Annotated in this window: 21 protein-coding genes and 2 pseudogenes; 13 read left to right on the forward strand and 10 right to left on the reverse strand. The window is 71.2% G+C overall.

Translation table 11 applies throughout. From position 1 onward, the window contains the following. The first annotated feature begins 30 nt into the window (after window positions 1-30). Window positions 31-1365: an aminotransferase class I/II-fold pyridoxal phosphate-dependent enzyme gene (locus C6N75_RS07010; RefSeq protein ID WP_105867975.1), complete on the forward strand. Its 1335-nt coding sequence runs from the start codon at window positions 31-33 to the stop codon at window positions 1363-1365. Here C6N75_RS07010 and C6N75_RS07015 read toward each other — a convergent pair. Further along, window positions 1356-2453, reverse strand: a complete 1098-nt coding sequence (locus C6N75_RS07015; RefSeq protein WP_407703202.1) for a DMT family transporter — start codon at window positions 2451-2453, stop codon at window positions 1356-1358. The two genes, C6N75_RS07010 and C6N75_RS07015, sit on opposite strands and share 10 nt — an antisense overlap. Before the next feature lie 38 nt (window positions 2454-2491). On the opposite strand from C6N75_RS07015, the gene C6N75_RS07020 reads away from it, so the two are divergent. Further along, the gene (locus C6N75_RS07020; protein ID WP_105867977.1) at window positions 2492-3418 is read left to right on the forward strand and encodes a LysR family transcriptional regulator; all 927 of its coding nucleotides are present in this window, start codon (window positions 2492-2494) and stop codon (window positions 3416-3418) included. On the opposite strand, the gene C6N75_RS07025 is transcribed toward C6N75_RS07020, so the two are convergent. Next, window positions 3405-3872, reverse strand: a complete 468-nt coding sequence (locus C6N75_RS07025; protein ID WP_105867978.1) for a Rieske (2Fe-2S) protein — start codon at window positions 3870-3872, stop codon at window positions 3405-3407. The genes C6N75_RS07020 and C6N75_RS07025 overlap by 14 nt on opposite strands. A 288-nt stretch (window positions 3873-4160) precedes the next feature. After that, window positions 4161-4403: a hypothetical protein gene (locus C6N75_RS07030; RefSeq protein WP_105868006.1), complete on the reverse strand. Its 243-nt coding sequence runs from the start codon at window positions 4401-4403 to the stop codon at window positions 4161-4163. An 87-nt stretch (window positions 4404-4490) separates the two neighbouring features. Between C6N75_RS07030 and C6N75_RS30490 the strand changes: the two genes are divergently transcribed. The 4 genes from C6N75_RS30490 (at window position 4491) to C6N75_RS07045 (ending at window position 8235) form a co-directional block, all read left to right on the forward strand. Next, entirely contained in the window at window positions 4491-4652 is a 162-nt protein-coding gene (locus tag C6N75_RS30490; RefSeq protein WP_181160379.1) for a hypothetical protein, read from the forward strand. A gap of 1589 nt (window positions 4653-6241) precedes the next feature. Further along, window positions 6242-6772 (forward strand): hypothetical protein, encoded by a 531-nt coding sequence (locus tag C6N75_RS07035; RefSeq protein WP_105867979.1) that lies wholly within the window; start codon window positions 6242-6244, stop codon window positions 6770-6772. Window positions 6773-7238: 466 nt separating this feature from the next. Then, window positions 7239-7622: a nuclear transport factor 2 family protein gene (locus C6N75_RS07040; protein WP_105867980.1), complete on the forward strand. Its 384-nt coding sequence runs from the start codon at window positions 7239-7241 to the stop codon at window positions 7620-7622. 217 nt (window positions 7623-7839) lie between these two features. Next, window positions 7840-8235, forward strand: a complete 396-nt coding sequence (locus C6N75_RS07045; RefSeq protein WP_105867981.1) for a nuclear transport factor 2 family protein — start codon at window positions 7840-7842, stop codon at window positions 8233-8235. A gap of 256 nt (window positions 8236-8491) precedes the next feature. Here the strand turns inward: C6N75_RS07045 and C6N75_RS30495 are convergent, their stop codons facing one another. The 4 genes from C6N75_RS30495 to C6N75_RS07070 all read right to left on the reverse strand — a co-directional run bounded on the left by C6N75_RS30495 (window position 8492) and on the right by C6N75_RS07070 (window position 11183). After that, the gene (locus C6N75_RS30495) at window positions 8492-9034 is read right to left on the reverse strand and encodes a hypothetical protein (protein ID WP_181160380.1); all 543 of its coding nucleotides are present in this window, start codon (window positions 9032-9034) and stop codon (window positions 8492-8494) included. Continuing rightward, entirely contained in the window at window positions 9021-9299 is a 279-nt protein-coding gene (locus C6N75_RS07060) for a hypothetical protein (protein WP_105867983.1), read from the reverse strand. Before C6N75_RS07060 ends, C6N75_RS30495 begins: the two co-directional genes overlap by 14 nt. A 380-nt stretch (window positions 9300-9679) precedes the next feature. Beyond that, window positions 9680-10075: a helix-turn-helix domain-containing protein gene (locus tag C6N75_RS07065; protein ID WP_105867984.1), complete on the reverse strand. Its 396-nt coding sequence runs from the start codon at window positions 10073-10075 to the stop codon at window positions 9680-9682. Window positions 10076-10376: 301 nt separating this feature from the next. Further along, window positions 10377-11183, reverse strand: a complete 807-nt coding sequence (locus C6N75_RS07070) for an SDR family NAD(P)-dependent oxidoreductase (protein ID WP_105867985.1) — start codon at window positions 11181-11183, stop codon at window positions 10377-10379. 933 nt (window positions 11184-12116) lie between these two features. On the opposite strand from C6N75_RS07070, the pseudogene kdpB (C6N75_RS07075) reads away from it, so the two are divergent. Continuing rightward, window positions 12117-14278 (forward strand): annotated as a pseudogene (kdpB, locus tag C6N75_RS07075) (potassium-transporting ATPase subunit KdpB). A gap of 56 nt (window positions 14279-14334) precedes the next feature. On the opposite strand, the pseudogene C6N75_RS07080 reads toward kdpB (C6N75_RS07075), so the two are convergent. Next, a pseudogene (locus C6N75_RS07080) lies at window positions 14335-15881 on the reverse strand (APC family permease); the annotation flags it as partial. Window positions 15882-16161: 280 nt separating this feature from the next. Between C6N75_RS07080 and kdpF the strand changes: the two are divergent. The 6 genes from kdpF (at window position 16162) to C6N75_RS07120 (ending at window position 24204) form a co-directional block, all read left to right on the forward strand. Next, the gene (gene kdpF, locus C6N75_RS07095) at window positions 16162-16251 is read left to right on the forward strand and encodes a K(+)-transporting ATPase subunit F (protein ID WP_105867987.1); all 90 of its coding nucleotides are present in this window, start codon (window positions 16162-16164) and stop codon (window positions 16249-16251) included. Between the two features lie 8 nt (window positions 16252-16259). Continuing rightward, the gene (kdpA, locus tag C6N75_RS07100) at window positions 16260-17924 is read left to right on the forward strand and encodes a potassium-transporting ATPase subunit KdpA (RefSeq protein WP_105867988.1); all 1665 of its coding nucleotides are present in this window, start codon (window positions 16260-16262) and stop codon (window positions 17922-17924) included. Then, a complete protein-coding gene (gene kdpB / locus C6N75_RS07105) occupies window positions 17921-20026 on the forward strand; it encodes a potassium-transporting ATPase subunit KdpB (protein WP_105867989.1) in 2106 nt (701 codons plus the stop codon). The genes kdpA and kdpB (C6N75_RS07105) overlap by 4 nt, the downstream gene beginning before the upstream one ends. A 7-nt stretch (window positions 20027-20033) precedes the next feature. After that, the gene (locus C6N75_RS07110) at window positions 20034-20750 is read left to right on the forward strand and encodes a potassium-transporting ATPase subunit C (protein ID WP_105867990.1); all 717 of its coding nucleotides are present in this window, start codon (window positions 20034-20036) and stop codon (window positions 20748-20750) included. A 154-nt stretch (window positions 20751-20904) separates the two neighbouring features. Continuing rightward, window positions 20905-21588 carry a response regulator gene (locus C6N75_RS07115; protein ID WP_105867991.1) on the forward strand — a complete coding sequence of 228 codons (684 nt, stop codon included), beginning with the start codon at window positions 20905-20907 and terminating at the stop codon, window positions 21586-21588. Window positions 21589-21657: 69 nt separating this feature from the next. Further along, entirely contained in the window at window positions 21658-24204 is a 2547-nt protein-coding gene (locus C6N75_RS07120; protein WP_105867992.1) for a sensor histidine kinase, read from the forward strand. A gap of 128 nt (window positions 24205-24332) precedes the next feature. On the opposite strand, the gene C6N75_RS30105 is transcribed toward C6N75_RS07120, so the two are convergent. After that, window positions 24333-24521 (reverse strand): hypothetical protein, encoded by a 189-nt coding sequence (locus C6N75_RS30105; protein ID WP_146132502.1) that lies wholly within the window; start codon window positions 24519-24521, stop codon window positions 24333-24335. Then, entirely contained in the window at window positions 24518-25060 is a 543-nt protein-coding gene (locus tag C6N75_RS07125) for a universal stress protein (protein WP_105867993.1), read from the reverse strand. The genes C6N75_RS30105 and C6N75_RS07125 overlap by 4 nt, the downstream gene beginning before the upstream one ends. Window positions 25061-25365 lie beyond the last annotated feature (305 nt).

Raw genomic sequence — 25365 nt, forward strand, 5'->3', positions numbered from 1 at the left:
ACTCCATTGCACTAGTGCATAATGTGTTTTGTGCTAGAAGAGTATCGGATCGTCGGGCGGGGTGCGTCGGAGATCGCCGCCAGCGTGGAGCGGGGCGTGGCCGACGGCGCTCTGAAGCCGGGCCAAGGACTGCCGCCCATGCGGGAGTTGGCGACATCGCTCGGGGTCAACCCGAACACCGTCGCGGCCGCCTACCGGACCCTGCGCGAACGCGGGGTGATCGAGACGGCCGGGCGGCGCGGAAGCCGGGTGCGGGCCCGGCCGGCCACCACGGCCCGCGGCTCGCTGCGGGTCGAGCCGCCGCCCGGGGCGCGCGACCTGTCGGAGGGCAACCCCGACCCCGCCCTGCTGCCGCCGCTCGCGGACGCCTTCGCGGTGGCCGCGCGGCGGGCGGCCGAGGAGCCGGGGCTGTACGCGCGCCCGCCGGTGGACGAGGGCTTCGGGAAGCTGGCCCGGACCGCGATGGACGCGGACGGGGTGCCGGCCGGGCCGATCGCCGTCACCTCCGGGACGCTGGACGCCGTCGAGCGGGTCTTCGCCCTGCACCTGCGCCCCGGGGACGCGGTGGCGGTGGAGGACCCCGGGTGGGCCAGCCTGCTGGACCTGGTGCCGGCGCTCGGGCTGAAGCCGGCGCCGGTCGCGGTGGACGACGAGGGGCCGCTGCCGGACGCGCTGGAGGCGGCGCTGAAGGCCGGTGCGCGGGCGGTGGTGGTCACCGCGCGGGCGCAGAACCCGACCGGGGCGGTGGTGAGCGCCGAGCGGGCCGAGCGGCTGCGGGCGGTGCTCGCCCGGTGGCCCGAGGCGCTGCTGGTCGAGGACGACCACGGGCACGCCTTCGTGGACCAGCCGCTGCACACGCTCTGCGGGGTCACCGCCCGCTGGGTGTTCATCCGCTCGGTGGCCAAGGCGTACGGCCCCGACCTGCGGGTCGCCGTGATGGCCGGCGACCCGGTCACCGTCGACCGGGTGCAGGGGCGCCAGGACCTGGGGCCCGGCTGGGTGAGCCGGCTCCTCCAGCGTGCCGTGGCCCGGTTGTGGGAGACGGGCGCGGTGGACGTGCCCGCCGTGGCGGCGGCCTACCGGCAGCGGCGAGAGGCGCTGATCGGGGCGCTGGAGCGGCGCGGGGTCGAGGCGTACGGGCGCAGCGGGATGAACGTGTGGGTGCCGGCGCCGGACGAGACCGGGGCGGTGGCCCGGCTGCTGCACGGCGGCTGGGCGGTGGCCCCGGGGGCCCGCTTCCGGCTGGAGAGCGGGCCCGGGCTGCGGCTGACCGTCTCGGAGCTGGTCGACGCCGAAGACGTCGAGCGGCTCGCCGACGCCGTCGCCGCGGCCGTCGCCCCGGTCGCGCCGCGCACCTACGGCTGAGGGGGCCGCGGTCGGGTCGGTTCTCCCGAACCGACCCGGGCGCGGCGGGGGCGGCTCTGGGTGAGGGCCGCGCCGGCGATCACGACGAGGGCGCCGACCGGGGTGTTCCAGCCCAGGGTCTCGCCCAGGATGGAGACGCCGGCCGCGGTGGCGATGACCGGGACGAAGTAGGTGACCATCTGGCCGGTGGTCGGACCGACCTCCGCCACCAGGCCGTACTGGATCAGCACCGCCAGGCCCGTGCCCAGCGCGCCCAGGGCGGCTACCGCGAGCAGCGGCAGGACCGGGAAGGCGTCCGGGACGGTGGTGAACAGGGGGGTGACCACCGCCAGTTGCAGCATGGCGAGGAAGAGCTGCGATCCGGTCAGCGACAGGTGCGACTCCGTGCGCCCGGCCAGCGTGCGCCGCACGTAGATCCAGCCGACCGGGTAGCTCAGCGAGGCGCCCAGGGCCATCGCGGTGCCGGTGGCGTCCAGCCCGGAGAAGCCCTGCCAGGCGCCCAGCACGGTGAGCACGCCCAGGAAGCCGATGCCCAGACCGGCCACCCGGCGGCGGGTCGGCCGGTCCTCGGAGAGGGCGACCACGGACAGTACCATCCCCCACAGGGGTGAGGTGGCGTTGCAGATGCCGGCCAGCGTGGAGGGGATGGTCAGCTCGGCGTAGGCGAAGAGCGAGAACGGCAGCGCGTTGAGGAGGAATCCGGCCACCGCCAGGTGCCCCCAGGTCCGCGCCCCGCGCGGCGGCGGGGTGCGCTTGACCGCCATCGCCACCGCGAGCACCGCCGTGCCGAACAGCAGCCGCCCGAAGGTGACCTGGAACGGGGCGTAAGCCGAGGTGCCCACCTTGATCAGCAGGAAGCTGAAGCCCCAGATGAGCGAGAGCGCCGCGAAGCGCAGCCGCCAGTCCAGCGCCCGCCGGGCGGTGCCCACCGCGGTGGACGCGACCGGGGTGGACGCGATCGGGATCGGCGCGATCGGGGTGGAGGGCGCGGCGGCGGACACGGCGGCCGCGGGCGCGGGGCCGGGCGCGGCGGACAAGGGCGGGGTGCTCATGCGCCGACGATGCCGCCCACCCACCTCGTAGCACAAGCGAGATTACGTTGTGCTGATGGCTTAGCATCGCTTACATGTTGAATCTGGAGCGCCTGCGCACCCTGGACGCCCTGGCCCGCCACGGCTCGGTGAGCGGCGCGGCCGAGGGCCTGCATGTGACGACGTCCGCCGTCTCCCAGCAACTCGCCAAACTGGAGCGCGAGGTGGGCCAGCAGCTCGTCGCCAAGCGCGGGCGCGGAGTGCGGCTGACCGATGCCGGGATACTCCTCGCCGACCACGCCGCGCGCATCCTGTCGCAGGTCGAGCTGGCCCAGTCGGACATCGAGGCGCAGCGCGGCCAGGTGGTGGGCGAGGTGCGCGTCGCCGGCTTCCCCACCGCCGCCCGCGGACTGTTCCCCGCCACGGTCTCCGCGCTGCGCCGGGACCACCCCGACCTGTCGGTGCGCACCCGGGAACTGGAGCCCGAGCCGGGCATCCACCACGTCGTACGCGGTGACGTGGACGTCGCCGTGGTACTCGACTGGAGCAACAAGCGGCTGCCGGTGCCCGAGGGCCTGACCCGCGTCAAGCTGCTGGACGACGTCGCCGACGTGGCCCTGCCGGTCGGCCATCCGCTCGCCGGGCGGGGTGAGTTGGACCTGGCCGAGCTGGCGGAGGACGAGTGGGTCTCCTGGCCGGAGGGCGAAACCTGCCACGACTGGCTGGTGTTCACCCTGCGATCCGCCGGCGTCGAGCCGCGCATCGCGCACACCGCGTACGAGCACCACACCCAACTGGTGCTCGTGCGGGCCGGTCTGGGGGTGTGCCTGACGCCCCGGCTGGGGCGCGACCCGCTGCCCGACGGCGTCGCGCTGGTGCCGCTGCGCCACCGGCTGCACCGCCACATCCACGCCGCCTGGCGCCAGGACGCCGACCGCCGGCCGTCGGTGCGGGCCGCGGTCGACGCGCTGCGCGCCGCCGGCACGGCCGCGGCGACGACAGGCGTGGTCAGCCCAGCCTGATCTCCGAGCCGTCCACGGTGATCACGGCGACCGGCAGCGGCGCGGTGGCCGGCCCGGTCCTGACGCTGCCGTCCGAGGCGTCGAACGTGCTGCCGTGGCAGGGGCACCGGATCAGCCCGTCCGCCACGTCCTTGACCGCGCACCCCGCGTGGGTGCACTTCGCCGAGAAGGCCCTGAACTCGCCGGGCCGAGGCTGGGTCAGCACCACATCGCCCACCACCGTGCCGCCGCCCCGCGGGACGTCCGCCGTGGTGGCGATCACCCGCCCGCCGGCCGGCCCGGCCGAACCGCCCGCAGGGCTCGGCACACCGGTGGCCGGCGCCGCGCCCTCCCCGGACCCGCCGCAGGCGGTGAGCACCGCCGCCAGCCCCGCGCCGCCCGCGGCCGCCACGACCGTCCGGCGCGCCACCGCCGGGTCGGCCCCGCGCCCGTCCCCGTCCCGTACTGCCGTCATGCCGGTCCGCCCTCCGCTCGCGCCGTCCTGTCGACTCCGGATACGGGCGGACCGGCCGCGGCGTTCACCCGGATCCACCCGAGGGCCGCCGCGCCGGGTGCGGGGGAGGCGCGCTGTCCCGCCGCCCGCGACGAGGAGAGCGGCCGCTACGAGACCGCCGACGAGCCGCACGGCCCGCCGGAGCTCCGGACGCGGCTGCGCGCCCGCCGCGACAGAGCCGCCCGCCACCGCGGGCCGGACCGGCCCGAACGGCTGCGGCGGCTGCGCCCCGGCCGGCCGGCCCGGGGCTCAGGCGCCGTTCGCCCGCTTGCGCTCCTCGCGGGACGCGCGCCAGTTCCGACCCGCCCGCTGGGCGCGGGCCGTGTACCAGTCGCGGAACTTCCACAGGGCCACCACGAAGGGGGCGCAGGCCAGAGCGATCAGCAGGGAGCTGCCCCAGTCGTGGTCCCGCAGCATGCGCAGGTACAGCGTCCCGGCGACGAACGCCAGGAGGAGCAGCAGCAGGTACTTCACCGGTCTCGGAAGGCTCATGACGACCCCGGTACCCCGGATCCGACGGGCCATCAGCGGCCGTCGACCCGCTCGCCCGCGATCACCCCCGGTCACTATGCTGCCTTCATGGTGAAGGTCCACAATGCGCAGGGCCCTGGGAAAACGCTGAGAGAGGTCACCGCGACCCGCTATGTCACGCCGCTGCGTGAGGGTGGCTCGCTGCCCGGGATCGTCGAGGCCGACGACCTGGGCACCTACGTCATGAAGTTGTCTACCTGGTGGCGCTAACCTGCATCGATGCGGGTGCACCCGCCCCTGAACTGCGCGGATATGTCTTTCAGCGTCTTTCGGGATCGTGCTGTGTTACGCGGTCGATTCTCCCCACGCGCTCCCCAGGCCCGCCGATACTCCCCAGATTCTCCCCAGGAATGGACGTTGCGGCGGGGCTGGTGGCACGGGATATCACGCCCCTGCAGCTGCTGACAAAGGCACGTTGAGTGGCTGTCTGCGGGTGCAGGGCAGCGGCCTGCGCTGAGCGGGTGAGCGCAAGGCGTAAGTCAGAGCGCCCTGAGTAGGCTCGGGGGGCTCTGACACCAGGTGATGAAGCCGGGGGCAGCGGTGGCCGACAGATCACGCCTCATGCTTCCTGCGGCACGAGAAGTGCTCGGGCAGCCCTTCGGGTCCTGGAAGGCTGGCGGGCTGACCGCAGCCGAAGCGGCAGAGCGGGATCGCTTGACCCTGCGCGTCGACCGGCACCTTGGCGGCCTCGGTTTCCCGGGGGCGGGACTCAAGGACGATTGCGCGGCTACCTCGTCTTTGCTGCGGCTCAACCCGCACCTCCGAAGCCGGACGGTCCTCGGTCATCTGTCGCGCCGGTCCCTCTGTCGTACAGATGACTGGCGCTCCTTGTCGTCCGAGCGGGGCCCGTTCGCCTCGAGGTATTGCTGCCACTGCCGTGCGGGGAGTCAACCGTGGTGGCCGCCCCGTTGGAACGGGATTCGCTCGCCGGCCGCAGCTTCCATGATGAACTGCGTGAGGGTCAGGCGGCCTACCCCTGTGAAGGGGATTGAAATCAGGCACTACAGGAATTTGCCTGGGCGTCTGGCCGCGCCGGAGCAGCAGGCGTCGGCGGCAGGGGCCGCTCGGGACGCCTGACGTCGGTGCAGTCACGCGGGGAAGGACCGCTGGAGGGGGTGAGGAGCAGGCGTTCACCCTGCGACTGTTGTGCCTCTGACGCGGAATCAGTCAGGCGAGCTCGGCAGTGAGCTCGCCTCTTGGCTTGAACAGGCCGCCTGAAGGCTTCTCCCTCTGGCTGGAAATCGCTGCACCTGTAGCTCGGGAACGTGGTGCACAGCATCGCAGCTCACATTCTCCGCTTACCTGAGATTAGCGAAAGTATGGCGGAGCATTAAAACATCGAGGTTGAGCGTGGCGTGCGTCACCCTGGCGTCCTTCCTGCCTCTCCCGGCCTGCAAAGGGGCGTTGTTATCGCGGCATGATCGCATGGCTGATTCCCCTATTTGCGTGCAACCGAGCTAAATGGTCTGCTCTCCCCAACCACCTGATCAGCTACCTCTGGAAGGGGAGAAGGTACGCCTGATCCCATTGCGTCCACCCCTCTTCCGTGGGTACGAACCTCATCTACGAAGAAGGCTCTCACGGACCAAAAATGGGCCAGGGGAAGTCAGTGGTGTTTCTACGGTGATCGGCTGATCGGGGTAGTGGTGCTCGTCGGTGCCGTTAATCTGCCCGATTCGCGGTGACTTTCCTTCGTGATATCGGGTGTCACTAGCGCGGACCGGATGGAGTATTTCGTTCGGCAATTCATGTCCGCCGTACCGGCGGATGCAGGGCTTTACATGAGAGAAGGAAGCAGTATGAAGTCCACGCGTGCCATGGCTGTTGTCGTGACCCTGGCGGGAGTTACGTTGCTCGGCGCGGGCGTAAACGCGATGGCCCACGACCGGGGAGTACCCGGCTCGACAACGCCGAAGGTTCAGGCCGCGCCGACCGAGACTCCGAAGGATGTGGCGATCGACCCGACGGATTTGGTGATCGAGGCACCGGTAGAAGAGGCACCGACCGAGCACCGGACTGATCTGGTGCTCGACAATCTCGTGTGGGACACGATTCCTTCCTGGCCGACCGGGGACCCCGAGCACATCCTGCGCATCGCTAACGACCCTGGTGTCGAGCCCGGCGGCAAGTACTTCCTGTGGGACGACGTCGAAAACACCCGCGGAGGACAGTTCCTGATAGGTAGTGACGTGGAACGCCCCTACGTCGGGGACTGGAAGGCGGCGCAGTTCCAGGCGGCAGGTGACAGCGTGCAGGTGCGCTACGGCGACCCCAAGAAGCCCACGGAGGCTAAGACCATCGCCTCGTACAAGAAGGCTCCTGTCAGCTAACGCGAGTAGACCTAGAAATAGCAGGCCCCAGGACCGCTTCTTGACGGTCTGAGCTTCCGTATCGGGCTTTCGCCGGCATGGAAACGCGAGGATGCACGCGCACCGGTGTGCGGATCACTCGTCCTCGGCGGCGCCCGGCCTGACGGCCGACGTGGGGGGACGCCTCCGCGTCGGCAGAAGGAACATGGTGAGCGGAACCGCCGGTGCGTCAGGCGGCGCGGTGGTCCGCGGGCCACCGCGACCGTCCCTCCCTTTTCGGACACTCCATGAACGGCCGAGGCTGTCCCGGTCTGGCCTCCTGGGCTGCGAGTCCGTCCAGCGGGTGAGCGCCGGAGGGCGGGGGCGGCAGTCGGTCGACTCAGCGGCGGGCGTAGGCCCAGACCAGCTCGCGGCGCTCTCGCAGCCCACCGGTGCCGGGAGTCACCTCGCCGCTCGCCTCCCCCAGCCCGCCCTGAATGGAGTTACCGTGAGTGACCTGGAGAAGAACAAGGCTTCGGCTAAGGCGTTTTACGACCTCATGTTCAACACATGCCGTCCCGCCGAGGCTGTCGATCGGTACGCCGGCGAAACCTACATTCAGCACAACCCGCACGTCGGCGACGGCAAGCAAGCATTTGTCGAGTACTTCGAGCGTATGGCCGCCGAGTACCCGGGAAAGCGCGTCGAGTGGAAGCATGTCTTCGCCGACGGTGACTACGTCATTTTGCACTGCCATCAGATCTGGCCAGGCGACAAGGATTACGCGGGAATCGACATCTTCCGCTTCGATGCTGACGCAAAGATCGTCGAGCACTGGGACGTACTCCAGGCCATCCCGCATACCTCGAAAAATGACAACACCATGTTCTGAGCGGTCAGCTGGTTGTCACATTGGCCTCTGACGCAATGCGTTCAGATCCTAGGCAAGATCATATCGGGGTTTACAAGTAATGCGAATGATGCGAGAGACGTGCGTATTTCCGTCGCGGTGGGAGGGGTGCAGTCATTGCCGTGCGAAAAGGTACGTCTCGCCGGAAGAGCCGTCCGGTCCCTCGGAACGGGCAGCCGCAAAGGAAGGGCTTGCATAAATGACCGCAACGAACACGGACGTTGCCCGATCATACTTTAGGGCCGTACAGAATGGTGACTTGGAAACGGTCGGCAAGCTGCTCGACGAGCACGTCATCTGGCACCAGCCGGGCGCGAACCGGTTTTCCGGCGTCCGCAGGGGGCGTGATGACGTGTTCCGGATGCTCGGCGGGATGATGGAAGTCAATCAGGGCTCGTTCTCTATCGAACGGGTCCATGCATTGATGGGTAACGGCCAACTGGTAGCCGCCACGATCCGCTTCGCCGGCCGCCGCGACGAAGCGTCGATGGCGATGGACGGCGTCGACCTGCTGCGTATGGAGAACGGGAAGATCGTCGAAGCATGGCTGTTCTCCGGCGACCAGGCCGCCGAAGACGCCTTCTGGGGCAAGTAGGCCGGACCGGGATGGGCCTGGAGGCGAAACGTCGGCGGCTGTGCCCAGGCCAGGGCGCGCGTGGTTCACGCAGCCGAAAGAACTGAGCCCGGTTACGGACGCGCGGTGAGATCGGCCGGCTTATTGTCCTGCCAGCAGTGAGCTCTTTCCAACCTGCCGGTCGAGCCGAGCTGTTGGGCTGACAGACAGGTGAAGCCCCTGGTGGATGGGTTTTCGACCAAGAAATTCATCTCTACCAGGGGCTTCGTGTGCTTGTCTATCCGTCGGGCGTCGACGTGTCCAGCTCTGCCCTTCGCTTCCTGTCCGCCAAGCTGCGCAGGCATGGCCCGACTGAGGTTGGAAAAGGCTCAATGACCTGATCCTCGAAGCGCAGAGGAAGGTGCTTGGCCGCGGTGTCCAGGACCTGCGGTTCTGCCGTCCACGGGCGCCGGGAGTGCAGGTCGACCGTGGTGGCGCAGCAGTCGACAGCGACGGCCTGGAAAGCGTCGATCTCGTCGATGATGACGAAATCACGGGCGCGGAGCACGAACTCGCGGACGGTGACGGACCGGACCGGGCGGCCGTCGATCTGGATGCCCACCCGCATGGTGCCCTGGATGAAATTGTGGTGATTGGTGAAGCTCACCGCGGCGTCAGCGGCCTGGTAGGCCGGGGTGAACTTGCCGCAGGTCGGGATCCAGGGGCAGGCCAGCATGTCTCCGCCGCCGCGCAGGCTCAGGCAGTTCTCCTCGCCGGGGCGGTAGATGCCGGCGGCGTCGAGCCAGTGCTGCGCACCCGTAGGCGAGTTAGTCGACGTCAAGGCGGCCTCGCTTGCCCCATTCCCCGGGGGTGTCGGGATGCTCCTTGACGAGGGCCGCGTGCTTGAGGGCGCGCTCGTGTCGCGAAGAGGGCGACATCAGCGGAGCATATGTCGCCAGGTGCTCGGTCTTGCCCGCCTCGTGCAGGATCTCGAGGCCATAGCTGATGTCCCAGACGGAGGCGAGTGTGGCCTTGACGTCGGGGACGAGGAGGGTGACGCGGTAGTCGTCGAGGGCAGCCCACGAGCCCAGGGGCCGAACCAGCACGGACTTACCGGTTCCGGTCGGCGCGTCAGACGCGCAGCGGGGCCCGCCGGCGCTGTATTTCGGCTCTGGGCGGCGGGGGTCAGGCGGCCCTGACCGTCGGCGTCGAGCTGCATCCTCTGGCGGGAGCCAGCGGACATCTCGTCCGCCCTTACGATGATCTGGTTCTGAAGCGGTCGCAGTCTAGGACGTCGGCCCGGTCCGCGGGAGCGGGCGGTGGAAAGAGCGTTCGGTTACTACCGTTTCGGGGGGCGACGGCCTTCAAAGCCGAGGCCGCGGTAAGCCTCACGACCCCTCCAAACGTGGAAGAAACCGTTCGATTACTCGAACGGGCAGGGTTCGGCCTCCTCGTTGTCCGATCCGGGAAAGCCCGCCCGTCCGCTTCATCCCGAGGCCCGTACCGATCCGACGCGGGCCTTGGTCACGGCCCTGGCGGGCGCTGCCCGACGTCGTTGTGCCGCGCTCCGCCTCCTCAGGTGCGGTAGGTGCGGCCGCCGCGGCGGGGGAGGAGCTTGGGGGTCGTGGGAGGGTGTCTGGGTGACGTCCAGGGCCAGGTGCAGGTCGGCGCGGACTGCGGCGTCGGCCAGGCTGTGGCCGAGGGCCTGGGCGCACTGGCCCAGCCACGTGGTCAGGGTGGTGCGGTGCAAGTGCAGCTCGGCGGCGGCCAGCGCCGTCTTGCCGCCGTGGAGCAGCCAGCAGCGCAGGGCGATGCGCTGCTGGCTGCTCCAGACCGCCGACCAGTTTGGTGGCCACGCGCGTACGGCGTCGGTATCGAGCATCCCGCTCGGCAGCGCATCGACCGTGGCGGCCGCCGGCGGCGGTCCGGGGCGCGGGCGGGGGTGCTGGTGGGGCCCTGCCCGCCACCTCTGTCTGCGACGACGAACACGGCCGCGGCCTGGCCATCGTCCGCCACCTCACCACCTGCCACGGCCACCACCGCGCCCCCACGCCTACCGCTCCCCGCGCCTGGGCCGTCATCGGGTCCAATGATGGATGACTGCCAGGTTGTGCCAACCTCCCTCGCGTCTTCTGCCAAGATTGCCAATCCTGGCGGGAGTGTTACGCAGGCGTACTCCTCCTTCAGCCGGTGTGGCCGACGAGCAGGCCGGCGAGCTTGTTAAGCCGCCTGACCGCGCGTTCCTCGGTGGCGACCGCGGCCGGCGTCGCGAGCTGCGAGCCCTCGTAGTAGGCGCCGTTGACGATCTCGGTGGCCGGGTCGCACAGGCGCGCGATGTGCAGCGCGGCCTCGGCGGCCGGCCGGCCCGAGTGGCCGTACAGGTGCATCAGAGCGGTGTCGCAGACGCCGGGGTCGACCGAGACGGCGGTCACCCGCGGGTCGGAGGCGAAGACGGTGAGGGCCAGTTGGGACTGGGCGTACGCGGCGAGCCGCGCGTATCGGCGGGTGCGGTTGGGGTCGTTCCACTGGATGGCGGCGGTGCGGTGGAGCGAGGAGGAGACGTTGACGACACGTCCGCCGGCGTCGGAGGTGAGGGCCTCGGCCAGCCGTTCGGTCAACAGGTAGTGGGCCAGGAAGTTGACCTGGAAGGCGACCTCGTTGCCGTCCACGGTGAGGGTGCGGCGCTCGGGCGCCTCGATGGCGGCGTTGTTGACGAGCACATCGAGGTGCGGGTGCTCGCGCACCACGGTACGGGCCAGTGCCTCGACCTCCTCCAGATGGCGGAAGTCGGCGGCGACCGGGCGCAGCCGGGAGGCGTCGGAGCCGACCGTGGCGATCAGGCGGTCGGAGGCCGCACGGGCTTCCTCAGGGGTGCGTCCGTGCAGCAGCACGGTGGCGTCGCGGTCGACGAGCCGGCGGGCGGTGTCATAGCCGATGCCGCTGGTTGCGGCGGTGACGAGGACGGTCCGTCCGGACAGGGATGAGGACATGTCGGATCCTGGGATCAGGCATGGCCGGTGTACCGGGCACCCGGGTCGCGTGGACAGGCGGGCTCCGGCTCGGCTCATGCGGTGAGAGGTGGGTGCGTGGGCGGCTCGGCGGCGCAGAGGAAGTCCGCGCGGCACGCCGCGGCTACGCGAGGGGAAGCGAGCGCGCCTTCGTCAGACGGGCACACGGGCAGCGGGCGCTGCCGGCGGCACCGGATTCGGTGGCCGGTCATGGTGGCGCGAACCGCTTTTCATGGCCGCATCCCAACGCACCCGGTCAGCCGACCGCAAGTCAACGGGCCGGTGTTGACGCCCCTCTGGTGGTCTCTCGACGCTTCGGCGACCGGCGACGCCCGGAGTGCCGGCCCGTCTCATCAGGGGCGCGTCAAAACTGGGCGCCGCCGCGAAAGGATCGTGTCAGGGCGGCCGGACGGCGGCACCAGGGCGGGGCAGACTGGCCTCGCGACGGAGGGAGACGGACGTCGCGCGGCAACGGCCCAGGCGGGTGACCTGAACACCGCGCCGACGCCCGCACGACCTGGACCGGGGGGTTTCGGGTCGGCTGCGACCGTGCGATGCCCCTCCCGTCGTACGACATATGGGCCGTTCGACTCCCAAGGAGGGCTCGGGAGTCGGCGGCCCATCTGCGTGTCCTGTCCGCCGGTCATCGCACCGCCTTGACGCTTCGGTGACGGGCCCTTGGCGGCTTCCGTCCGCCGGCGTCAGCAAGTCGCCAATTTCTCGCCGCGCGACAGTCATCGGGCGGAGGCAGCCCGTAACTTCCTGGCTGTCGCACTGCCTCGGACACGGCTCGCCCGCCGGTGGCCCAGGGGCCCCGCGGCGGTCGGTCCGGGGCCGCGTCCGTCCAGCCGTCGGCGTCCCCTGCTCCGCGCATCGGGACGGCGCACGCCCGCGCCCCCCCGAGAAGGTTCTTCGATGTCCACCGCCGCAGCGCCCCGCCCGTCCCCCTCCGCCGGGACTCCTCGGCAGTCACCTCCGCCGCTTCCTCCGGCCCGTCGCCCGCCGCACCGGCGTCCCGGCCGGGTACGCGTGCTGCCGCCGGGGCAGCTCGCGGTGTCCGCGCTGGAGGCGTGCCGCAAGCCGCGCCCCCACGAACTGGTTCGTAAACCGGTGCTGTTCGTCGTCGCGGTGGGGTCCGCGCTGACGACCGTCTCGGCCCTCGCGCACCCTTCGGTGTTCACCTGGGCGATCAGCATGTGGCTTTGGCTGGCTGACGGTGCTGTTCGCCAACTCCGCGGAGGCGGTGACGGAGGGCCGAGGCCGAGCCCAGGCCGCCTCACCGCGGAAGACCCGCACGGACACGGTCGCGGTGCGGCTCAACCACTGGACGTAAGGGGTGGATCCGCGGAACGCCGCCGGTGAGGCGGTCTCCCCGGCCGAGCTCGAGCCCTTCGACTTCGTCCACGTCCGGGCAGGTGAGACCGTGCCGCCGACGGTGACGTGGTGGACGGGGCGGCGGCCATGATGGACGAGTCCGCCGTGACCGGGAGTCGGCGCCCGTCCTGCGGGAGTCGTGAGGTGACCGGTCGGGGTCGCCGGCGGCACCACGGTGCTGTCCGGACGGGGTGGTGGTCCGGGTGACGTCCCGGCCGGGGCACAGCTTCATCGACCGGATGATCCAGCTGGTCGAGGGAGCCCACCGGCGCAAGATCCCGAACGAGATCGCGCTGAGCATCCTGCTGGCCGCGCTCACCTCGGTCTTCGTCCTGGTCGTCGTCGCCCTCACCCCGATGGCCGGCTACGCGGGGGCCGCCCCGTCCACCACCGTCCTGGTGGCCCTGCTGGCCATCCTGATACCCACCACCATCGGCGCCCTGCTCTCGGCGATCGGCATCGCCGGGAAGGACCGCCGGGTGCAGCGCAATGTGCTGGCCATGTCCGGCCGGGCCGTCGAGGCGGCCGGCGACGTGGACACCCTGCTGCTCGACAAGACGGGCACCATCACCCACGGCAACCGGCGGGCCGTCGCCTTCGTCCCGCTGCCCGGAACGGACCACACCGCGCTGGCCGACGCCGCCCAGCTGTCCTCGCTCGCCGACGCCAGACCCGAGGGGCGGTCGGTGGTGGAACTCGCCGAACGCTTCGGTCGCACCCCGCCGGACGCCAGCGAACTGAGTGGCCCGCGGTTCGTGAAATTCAGTGCCCGGACCCGGATGAGCGGGTCGACCTGCACTGGTGCGACGGCTCGGGCGTCGCCATCCGCAAGGGTGCGGCCCCATCAGGGGGTGGGTGCTGCGGCGCGGCGGAACGGTCCCGCCCGAAGCGGCCGCCTGGTCGGACGAGTTCGCCCGGTCCGGGGGCACTCCCTTGCTGGTCGCCGTCCACGACGGCGGCCCCCGGGTGCTCGGCATTGTCCACCTCAAGGACGTGGTCAAGGACGGCATCCGGGAACGCGTCGCCGAGCTGCGCCGGATCGGCATCCGGACCGTGATGGTCACCGGCGACGGCGAACTGACCGCTCGCGCCATCGCCGCCGAGGCCGGTGCCGACACCCACCTCGCCGAGGCCACGCCCGAGGAGAAGCTGGCCCTCATCGAGCGCGAGCGGGCCGGCGGCAGGCTGATGGCGATGACCGGTGACGGCACCAACGATGCCCCCGCCCTCGCCCAGGCCGATGTGGGTGTGGCGATGAACACCGGTACCTCGGCCGCCAAGGAGGCCGGGAACATGGTGGACCTGGACTCCGACCTCACCAGGCTGGTCGAGATCGTGGAGATCGGCAGGCAGCTCCTGATCACCCGGGGCGCGCTGACCACCTTCTCGATCACCAACGACGTGGCGAAGTACTTCGCCATCATCCCGGCCATGTTCACCGCGGCCTACCCCGGCCTGGAGGCGCTGAACGTGATGGGGCTGCACAGCCCTCTGTCGGCCATCACCTCGGCGATCATCTTCAACGCGCTGATCATCATCGTCCTGATCCGGCTGACCCTGCGCGGTGTCCGCTACAAGCCCGCCTCCACCCTCATCTGCTGCGCCGCAACCTCGCGGTCTACGGCCTCGGCGGCCTGCTGCTGCCCTTCGCCGGGATAAAGCTCATCGACCTCGCCGTGTACACCGTGCCCGGCCTCGGGTGACTCCGGAGGAACGCGCCGCCGGACGGCGGCCCCGGCCCGCCGCGCGCCGCCGACGCGCCCAGGGAGCGGGCGGCGGTCAGTGCCTGGGAGGTCAGCCGGGAGATGCCGGAGACGGGAACAACCACCAGGGAGCGGACCCGCCGAGGCGGGCCGGGACCCGGCCGAGTTCCAGGCATTCGCCGATCCGGCCGTAGGCGCGGTGCACCTGCTCGAACACGGCGACGAGCAGGGGCAGGGCGAGGACGATCAGCCAGGCCCCCTCGGTGAACTTGGTGGCGGTGACGACCACGGCCGCGATGCCGGTGGTCAGCGCGCCGAAGCCGTTCAGGGCCGCCTTGGCCCGCCAGCCGGCGGGGCGCAGGGTGCTCCAGTGCCGGACCATGCCGGCCTGGCAGAGGGTGAAGCCGACGAAGACGCCGATGGCGAAGAGCGGGACCAGGATGTTGGTGTCGCCGCCGGAGAGCACCAGCAGGCCGGCGGAGGCGACGGCCAGGGCGAGCACGCCGTGCCGGTGCACCTGCCGGTCGGCCTTGAGGGCGAAGACATGCGGGAGGTGGTTGTCGCGGGCCAGCAGGCTCAACAGCACCGGCAGCCCGCCGAAGGAGGTGTTGGCGGCGAGCGCCAGCAGCACCATGGTGGCGAACTGCACGACGTAGAAGACCGCGTTGTGCCCGAAGGACGCGTCGGCGAGCTGGGCGAGGACCGTCACGCCCTCCACCGGTCGCAGCTGGAAGCGGCCGATGAGCACGGACAGCCCGATCAGCATGGTGCCCAGCAGGACTCCGAGGGCCACCTCGGTGCGCTGGGCGCGGCGCGCGGCCGGTGCCCGGAAGGACGGTACGGCGTTGGCCACGGCCTCCACGCCGGTCAGCGCCGAGCAGCCGGCCGCGAACGCCTTGAGCAGCAGCAGGGCGCCCACGGCGGTGGCCCCCTCGCCGAGCGCTGAGGCGTGGCCCGCGGCGGAGGCCGTGCTGACCGGGGTGTCGCGGAGCAGACCGGCCACGATCACCGCCAGGATGGAGCCGACGAACACCGCAGTGGGGGCGAGGAAGGCCTTGGCGGAGCCGACGATGCCGCGCAGGTTCACCGAGGTGACGAGGACCAGCACCGCCAGGCAGAGCCACACCCGGTCCGCCTACAGCGCCGGGAAGGCCGAGGTCAGCGCGGCCACGCCGGCGGTCACCGAGACGGCCACGTGCAGTACGTAGTCCAGGACCAGCGAGCCGGCGGCGACCAGGCTCGCCCGGCGCCCCAGGTGCCGGCGGGCGACCGCGTACGCACCGCCGCCGTCCGGGAAGGCGGCGATGACCTGCCGGTAGGAGGCGACCAGCACGGCCAGCAGCGCGGCGATCGCCAGGGTGACCGGCAGGGTGAAGCCGAGCCCCTGGGCACCGGCCACCGCGAGGACCAGCACGATCGCCTCGGGCCCATACGCCACGGAGGCCATCGCATCCAGTGGCAGCGCCGCCAGACCCTGGAGCCGCCGCCGGGGCCGCTGCCCGACGAGGAGGCCCGTCTTGTCGCGGTCGCCCTGGCCGCCCAGGCCGGCGGCGCGCTGGACTCCGCCGGACCGGCTCGGCGGTGACCGGGACGACACCCCCACGTGGTGAGGGCTCCGGCCACGCGGGGCCGCCGGCGTCAAGGCCGCGTCAAGGCCGGGGCCGTCGGCGTATGGGCCGCGTCAAAGCTGAGGCCTCCGCCGTAAGAGGCCCATCAAAGTCGCTTACCGCGCGCCTGCCGGCGTTGTTTGCTCTTCCTCGGCCACTCCGGCCGAATCTCGTCCCTACAACTCAGGAGCTCACGATGGCCGATCTGGCCTTCGTCGCCGCCACGGTCGCGGTCTTCGCGCTGGTGGCTCTCGTCGCCCGGGGGGTGACCAAGCTGTGACCGTCGAGAACATCGTCGGCCTGGTCGTGGCCGCCTCCCTGCTCGGTTATCTCGTCCTCGCCCTTGTGTACCCGGAGAGGTTCTGAGCGCCGGTATGAGTTCCCAGATCGCTGGCCTGCTCCAGCTGCTCGCTCTGATCGGCGCCCTCGCGCTGGCCTACCGTCCGCTCGGCGACTACATGGCCCGGGTGTACTCCTCGCAGAAGCACTACGCGCCGGAGCGGTGGATCTACCGGGCCATCGGCGCCGACCCCGCGGTGGAGATGCACTGGCCCGCCTATCTGCGCGGGGTGCTCGCCTTCTCCGCGGTGAGCGTCCTGTTCCTGTACGGGCTTCAGCGGCTTCAGGGCGGCATGCCCGGCTCGCTCGGCTTCGTCTCCATCGACCCGGACCAGGCGTTCAACACCGCCGCCTCCTTCGTGGCCAACACCAACTGGCAGTCGTACTACGGCGAGCAGGCCATGGGCCATGTGGTGCAGACCGGCGGCCTGGCGGTGCAGAACTTCGTCTCCGCGGCCGTCGGCATCGCGGTGGCGGTCGCCCTGGTCCGCGGCTTCGCCCGCAGTCGCACCGGTGAGCTGGGCAACTTCTGGGCGGACCTGGTGCGCGGTGTGGTCCGTATCCTGCTGCCGCTGGCGGTGATCGGCGCCCTGGTGCTGGTCGCCTGCGGCGTCATCCAGAACTTCGCCGGCATCCACGAGGTGGGGCAGTTCACCGGCGGCACCCAGCAGTGGAACGGCGGCGCGGTCGCCTCCCAGGAGGTCATCAAGGAGCTGGGCACCAACGGCGGCGGCTACTTCAACGCCAACTCCGCCCACCCCTTCGAGAACCCCACCCCGTTCTCCAACCTCTTCGAAATCTTCCTGATCCTGCTCATCCCCTTCGCGCTGACCCGGACCTTCGGCCGGATGGTCGGCAGCCTGCGCCAGGGCTACGCGATCCTGGCCACCATGGGCATCATCTGGATCGCCTTCACCGCCCTGATGATGTGGACCGAGTTCGCCGGCCGCGGACCGGCCTTCGAGGTCGCGGGCGGCGCCATGGAGGGCAAGGAGACCCGCTTCGGCATCGGTGCCTCGTCGATCTTCGCGGTGGCCACCACCCTCACCTCCACCGGCGCGGTCAACTCCTTCCACTCCTCGTACACCGGCTTCGGCGGCGGCATCACCATGCTCGGCATGCAGCTGGGCGAGATCGCCCCCGGCGGCGTCGGCTCCGGCCTCTACGGCATGCTGATCATGGCGATCATCGCGGTGTTCATCGCGGGCCTGATGGTGGGCCGCACTCCGGAGTACCTGGGCAAGAAGATCGGCACCCGCGAGATCAAGCTCGCCGCCTGCTACATCCTGGTCACCCCGGCGCTGGTGCTGTGCTTCACAGCCGCGGCGATGGCGCTGCCCACCCCGGCCGACTCCATGACCAACTCCGGCGCGCACGGCTTCTCGGAGATCCTCTACGCCTACACCTCCGGCGCCAACAACAACGGCTCCGCCTTCGCGGGCCTGAACGCCGACACCCAGTGGTTCAACTCGACGATCGGCATCGCGATGCTGCTGGGCCGCTTCCTGCCGATGGTGTTCGTGCTGGCGTTGGCCGGTTCGCTGACCGAGCAGAAGCCGGTCCCGGAGACGGCGGGGACCCTGCGTACCGACAAGCCGCTGTACGCGGGTCTGCTCGTCGGCACGATCGTCATCATCACCGGTCTGACCTACTTCCCGGCCCTGGCACTGGGGCCGCTCGCCGAAGGACTCGCAGCATGAGTACCGCCACGCCCACCAGGGCTCCGCAGCACGACACATCCTCCGGCGAGCAGCCCGGCGGCGGGCGGGTCGGCGGCGGCCTGTTCGACCCCCGGCAGCTGCTGACGTCCTTCCCGGACGCGGTCCGCAAGCTGGACCCCCGCGTCATGGTCAAGTCCCCGGTGATGTTCGTGGTGCTGATCGGCTCGGTCATCACCACCGTGCTGGCCTGCGCCGATCCCACGGACTGGTTCGGCTGGGCGATCACCGCCTGGCTCTGGCTCACCACCATCTTCGCCAACCTGGCCGAGGCGGTCGCCGAGGGCCGCGGCAAGGCCCAGGCCGACACCCTGCGCAAGGCCAAGACGGACTCAGTCGCCCGCCGCCTCAGCGAGGACGGCACCAGCGAGGAGCGGATACCGGGCTCCCAGCTGCGCATCGGCGATCGCGTTGTCTGCGAGACCGGCGACATCATCCCCGGCGACGGGGACGTGGTCCAGGGCGTGGCCTCGGTGGACGAGTCCGCCATCACCGGCGAGTCGGCCCCCGTCATCCGCGAGTCCGGCGGCGACCGCTCGGCCGTCACCGGCGGCACCAAGGTCCTCTCCGACCGGATCACCATCAAGATCACCACCAAGCCGGGCGAGACCTTCATCGACCGGATGATCAACCTGGTGGAGGGCGCCGCCCGGCAGAAGACGCCCAACGAGATCGCGCTGAACATCCTGCTCGCCTCGCTGACCATCGTCTTCCTGCTGGCCGTCGTCACCCTCCAGCCGTTCGCCGTCTACGCCGGCGCCGAGCAGTCGATGATCGTCTTGGTCGCCCTGCTGGTCTGCCTGATCCCCACCACCATCGGCGCGCTGCTCTCCGCCATCGGCATCGCGGGTATGGACCGCCTGGTCCAGCGCAACGTCCTGGCCATGTCCGGCCGGGCGGTCGAGGCCGCCGGCGACGTCTCCACGCTGCTGCTGGACAAGACCGGCACCATCACGCTCGGCAACCGCCAGGCCGCCGAGTTCCTGCCGGTCCCCGGCACCACCGAGGACGAACTGGCGGACGCCGCCCAGCTCTCCTCGCTGGCCGACGAGACCCCCGAGGGCCGCTCGGTGGTGGTGCTGGCCAAGGAGCGGTACGGGCTGCGCGAGCGGCACCAGGGAGAGCTGGCGCACGCCGAGTGGATCGCCTTCACCGCCCAGACCCGGATGTCCGGCGTGGACGTGGACGGCCGCAAGGTCCGCAAAGGCGCCGCCGGATCCGTCATCGTCTGGGTCCGCGACCAGGGCGGGCAGGTCGGCGAGGCCGCGGGCGAGCTCGCCGACCGCATCTCCCAGGCCGGCGGCACCCCGCTGCTGGTCGCGGTGGAGGACGGCGACGGCGCCCGCGTGCTGGGGGTGATCCACCTCAAGGACGTCGTCAAGGACGGGATGCGCGAGCGGTTCGACGAGCTGCGCCGGATGGGCATCCGCACCGTCATGATCACCGGTGACAACCCGCTGACCGCGAAGGCCATCGCCGACGAGGCCGGGGTGGACGACTTCCTGGCGGAGGCGACGCCCGAGGACAAGATGGCCCTCATCAAGCGGGAGCAGGCCGGCGGCAAGCTGGTGGCGATGACCGGCGACGGCACCAACGACGCCCCCGCCCTCGCCCAGGCCGACGTCGGCGTGGCCATGAACACCGGTACCTCGGCCGCCAAGGAGGCCGGGAACATGGTGGACCTGGACTCCAACCCCACCAAGCTCATCGAGATCGTGGAGATCGGCAAGCAGCTCCTGATCACCCGGGGCGCCCTGACCACCTTCTCCATCGCCAACGACGTGGCGAAGTACTTCGCGATCATCCCGGCCATGTTCGCCGTGGTGTACCCGGGCCTGGACACGCTCAACATCATGCGGCTGGCATCGCCCGAGTCCGCGATCCTCTCCGCCGTGATCTTCAACGCATTGATCATCGTGGCCCTGGTGCCGCTCGCCCTCAAGGGCGTGCGCTATCGGCCCACCAGCGCCGACCGGATGCTCCGCCGCAACCTCGGCCTCTACGGACTCGGCGGCCTGATCGCCCCGTTCATCGGCATCAAGCTCATCGACCTGTTCCTCTCCCTCATCCCCGGAATCGGCTGAGACGACCATGAACACCTCCGTAGCCAAGACCGCGCGGCTCCTCGGGGCCGGCCTGCGCGCCCTGATCGTGCTCACCGTGATCTGCGGCGTGATCTACCCGCTAGCCATCACCGGAGTCGCCCAGACCCTCTTCCCCGGCAAGGCCGACGGCTCCGAGATCAAGGACGAAGGCGGCCGGGTCGTGGGCTCCTCCCTCATCGGGCAGACCTACACCCTCCCCAAGAGCAACCCGGACGACCCGGAGGAGGCGGCCAAACCAGACCTGCGATGGTTCCAGCCGCGCCCCTCCAACGGGCTGGGCGCCAACAGCGTGAACACGCAGTACACGCTGCTCCTGTCCGGCGCCACCAACCGCTCCGCCGACAACGGCGCGGTCGACGGCGCCTGCCCGAAGGACGCGGCGGAGGGCACCCTGTGCGCCCAGGTCACCGCCGCCCGGCAGGCCGTCGTCGCCGACAACTCCACCCCGACCCACCGCGTCAGGCCCGAGACCGTACCGGCCGACGCGGTCACCTCCTCCGGTTCCGGCCTCGACCCGCACATCTCGCCCGCCTACGCCGAGCTCCAGGCCCACCGGGTCGCCGAGCGGAACAAGCTCGACGTCAAGCGAGTCGAGAAGCTGGTGCGGGAGCACACCAAGAATCGCGCCCTCGGCTTCATGGGTGAGCCCCGGGTCAACGTCCTGGAGCTCAACACCGCCCTGAAGTCACTCACCCAGAGCTGATGGACGGGCAGTCCCGGACCGAGATGGTGGCGGNNCCGCCACCATCTCCGAAGGCCCCTCCCCAGCGGGGCCCGCGGCCCGCAGCCGGGAGGGCGCCCCTGACCGCACGGCCGGGCCCCTGACGTACCGGCGACAGACGAAGGAAGACCTGCCCATGCCCCGGGTGCTCGTGGTGGAGGACGACTCCCAGCTCGTCCGCGCTCTCCGGATCAACCTCCAGGCTCGCCGTTTCGAGGTGGAGGAGGCCATGGACGGCGGCACCGCCCTGCGCCTGGCCGCCGCCCGCACCCCCGACGTGGTGATCCTCGACCTGGGGCTGCCGGACATGGACGGCATCGACGTCCTCAAGGAGCTCCGCGGCTGGAGCCGGACGCCGGTGCTGGTCCTCTCGGCCCGGCACACCTCGGCGGAGAAGATCCGCGCCCTGGACGCCGGCGCGGACGACTACGTCACCAAGCCCTTCAGCATGGACGAGCTGCTGGCGCGGCTCCGCGCGGCCGTACGGCGCCAGGAGGCGCCCGCCCATGGCACCGTGCCCGCCACTGTGCGGACCGCGGACTTCATTATCGACCTGACCGCCAAGAAGGTGGTGCGTGCGGGCGTCCCGGTGCGCCTCACGCCCACCGAGTGGCATCTGCTGGAAATCCTCGTCACCCACCCGGGCCACCTCATCTCCCAGCGGAAGCTGCTGCTGGAGGTCTGGGGGCCGACCTATCGGGAGAACACCAACTACCTGCGGGTCTACATGGCCCAGCTGCGGCGCAAACTGGAAGCGGACCCCTCCCACCCCCGGTACCTGATCACCGAGCCCGGTATGGGCTACCGCTTCGAACCCTGAAAGGCCCCGGCCGGTTCCGGCCGGGGGCTTGGGAACCACCTCACCAGCACACACGAGAAGACGGCGGGTATGGGACGCGGCAAGCTTCGGATCTACCTCGGCGCGGCACCGGGCGTCGGCAAGACCTACGCCATGCTCTCCGAGGCGCACCGCCGCCTCGAACGGGGCACCGACTGCGTCGTCGGCTTCGTGGAGCACCACGGCCGGCCGCGGACCGAGGTGATGCTGCACGGCTTGGAGCTGGTCGGGCGGCGCGAAATCGCCTACCGGGACGGCGTCTTCACCGAGATGGACGTCGACGCGATCCTGGCCCGGCGCCCCGCCGTCGCCCTGGTGGACGAACTCGCCCACACCAACGTCCCCGGCTCGCGCAACGCCAAGCGCTGGCAGGACGTCGAGGAACTCCTCAAGGCCGGCATCGACGTGGTCTCCACCGTCAACATCCAGCATCTGGAGTCCCTCGGGGACGTGGTCGAGACGATCACCGGCGTCCGCCAGCGCGAGACGGTCCCCGACGAGGTGGTGCGGCGCGCCGACCAGATCGAGCTGGTCGACATGTCCCCGCAGGCGCTGCGCCGCCGGATGGCCCACGGCAACATCTACCAGCCCGACAAGGTCGACGCGGCCCTCGCCAACTACTTCCGCCCCGGCAACCTCACCGCGCTGCGGGAGCTGGCCCTGCTGTGGACGGCCGACCGGGTCGACGAGTACCTCAACGAGTACCGCGGCGAGCACGGCATCCGCTCCACCTGGCAGGCCCGCGAGCGGATCGTGGTCGGCATCACCGGCGGCCCGGAGGGACGCACCCTCATCCGCCGGGCCGCGCGGCTGGCCGAGAAGGGCGCGGGCGGCGAGGTGCTGGCGGTCTATATCGCGGCCAGCGACGGACTGACCTCCGCCTCGCCTAAGGAGCTGGCCGTCCAGCGCACTCTGGTGGAGGACCTGGGTGGCACCTTCCACCATGTCATCGGGGAGAAGGTCTCCGACGCGCTGCTGGAGTTCGCCCGCGGGGTCAACGCCACCCAGATCGTCCTCGGCGTCAGCCGCCGCAGATCCTGGCAGTACCTCTTCAGCCCCGGGGTGAGCGCCACCGTCGCCCGCGAGTCCGGCCCGGACCTGGACATCCACATCGTCACCCACGACGAGGCCGCCAAAGGCCGCCGGACCCTGCCCGTCCCCCAGCGGGCACGGCTCGGGCGGGCCCGCGTCGTCTGGGGCTGGCTCGCCGGAGTGCTCGGCCCGGCCCTGCTGACCCTGCTGCTCCGCCAGGCGGTGCCGGACCTCGGCCTCGCCAACGACATGCTGCTCTTCCTCACCTGCACCGTCGCGGCCGCCCTGCTGGGCGGCGTCCTGCCCGCACTGGCCTCGGCGGCCTTCGGCTCCCTGCTGCTGAACTACTACTTCACCCCACCCCTGCACCAGTTCACGGTGTCCGACCCGAAGAACATCGTCGCCATCGCGATCTTCGCCGGGGTGGCCGTCTCCGTCGCCTCAGTGGTCGACCTCGCCGCCCGGCGCACCCACCAGGCCGCCCGTCTGCGTGCCGAGTCCGAAGTGCTCTCCGTGCTGGCCGGCAGCATCCTCCGCGGTGAGGACACCCTCGACGCCCTGCTGGAACGCCTGCGTGAGACCTTCACCATGGACTGCGTGGCCCTGCTGGAGCGCGCCGGCGAGACCGAGGCCTGGTCGACCGTCGCCTCCGTCGGTACCGCCCCGGCCGACCGGCCCGAGGACGCCGACGTCGACCTGCCCATCGGCGACCACCTGGCCCTGGCCCTCTCCGGCCGGGTCCTGCCCGCCGAGGACCGCAGGGTCCTCACCGCCTTCGCCGCCCAGGCCGCCGTCGTCCTCGACCGCCAACGCCTCCGGCACGAGGCGGGCCAGGCGCGCGAACTGGCCGAGGGCAACCGCATCCGCACCGCCCTGCTGGCCGCCGTCAGCCACGATCTGCGCACCCCCCTCGCTGGCATCAAGGCCTCGGTCACCTCCCTCCGCTCCGAGGACGTCGCCTGGTCCGACACCGACCAGGCCGAACTCCTCGAAGGCATCGAGGACGGCGCCGACCGCCTCGCCGCCCTGATCGACAACCTGCTGGACATGTCCCGCCTCAACACCGGTACCGTCATCCCCCTCATCCGCGAGACCGACCTCGACGAGGTCGTCCCCATGGCCCTGGGCGGCGTCCCCGAAGGCGCCGTGGTCCTGGACATCCCCGAAACCCTGCCGATGATCGCCGTCGACCGTGGACTGCTGGAACGCGCCGTGGCCAACATCGTGGAGAACGCCGTCAAGCACAGCCCCGACGACCGGCCCGTCCACGTCTCCGCCAGCGCCCTGGCCCACCGGGTCGAACTGCGCGTCACCGACCGCGGCCCCGGCGTCCCCGACGAGGCCAAGGACCGCATCTTCGAACCCTTCCAGCGCCACGGCGACGCCCCGCGCGGCGCCGGCGTCGGCCTGGGCCTCGCCGTTGCCCGTGGCTTCACCGAAGCCTTCGGCGGTACCCTGACCGCGGAGGACACCCCCGGCGGCGGCCTCACCATGGTCATCACCCTGCCGGTGGCGGCGTCCGGCCCCGCACCCGTACCCGAACCGTCCGCCACGGCAGCCGACTGACGGACCGGAACCGTCTCCGGGCCGGGCGCCGGAAAGAGACGGCACCGCCGAGGTGCGGAGACGGTTCGGGGCAGCCCTCGGGGACCGTGCCCGTGAGGGCAGGTGGACCATCGGAGCCGGAGAGGTCATCACGGTCGGTAGACCATCTCCAGCAGTCCCGCGACGACCAGCAGGAAGGCCGCGAGCACCAGCGGCCACAGCCATCCCGTCGAGGCCCCGCCGCCCGTGGACACCAGGGCGGCGAGAAAGCAACCCCAAACGACCCGGCGGAGGGTGGCGGCGGAGACGCCACGCCTGGTCCGACGGGAGAGGTTCACCGCGTCAGCTCCCCTACATCGATGGGGCGCCGCCACAGTATGCTCCGGCGCACCTGGGCCAGGTCGGCCTCCAGGGGAGACGGCGGTACGGCCAGTACGGGGCAGGGGGCGAACCGCAGGCAGTGGGCGGCGACCGAGCTGCGTGGCCACCGGCGCCGTGCCCCGGTGCCCACCACGATCAGATCGTCCGGCCGGCAGGCCAGTTCCAGCAGCGCCGGCCCGGGTGCCCCTCGTGCGGCGACGCCCGCCAGCGTCACCCCCGCGCCCCGCCCGCCGAAGGCCTCGTCCAGGACACCGCGTAGACGGGCGACGGCGTCCGACCGGCACAGCTCGTGGAGCGGCGGTCCGCCGTGGTGGTGCCGGGCACCCAGTTCGCCACCGGGCGACTGCCAGGCCAGGACGACCCACAGTTCTCCGCCCCGGTGGCGCGCCTCGTCGGCGGCCCGGTGCAGCGCGGTGAGGCTGCCCGGGCTTCCGCTGACTCCGGCCACGATCCGCCTTGCCCGCGCCGGTTCGCCCGGCGCGTCCCTCGGGTCCATTCGCGCTCCCCTCCTCCGGCCGCCGTGCCCGGCCCGGCGGCCATGGGCGGCGGCCGCGTCCGTCAGACGGCGCCGAGCTGCTCGGCCGGGCGGCCCGACCCATGCGGGACGCTACCCCTCGCCGCGCCGCCGGAGCCGCGCCATGACGCATCACTGATGCCCTCCTGCCGAAGATTGACGGCTTCCTGACGGCGGATCCGTCGCGCCCCCGCCGGCCTCGCGTGGCCCGGCCACCGGCAGGCCGGTCTTCGGGCCCGCCGATCCCGGGGCCCTTTGCGGCAGGCGGGCCCGGCGTGCCCACGGCG

Origin of the sequence: Streptomyces solincola (genome assembly GCF_002982015.1) — a bacterium.
Classification (GTDB): Bacteria; Actinomycetota; Actinomycetes; order Streptomycetales; family Streptomycetaceae; genus Streptomyces; species Streptomyces solincola.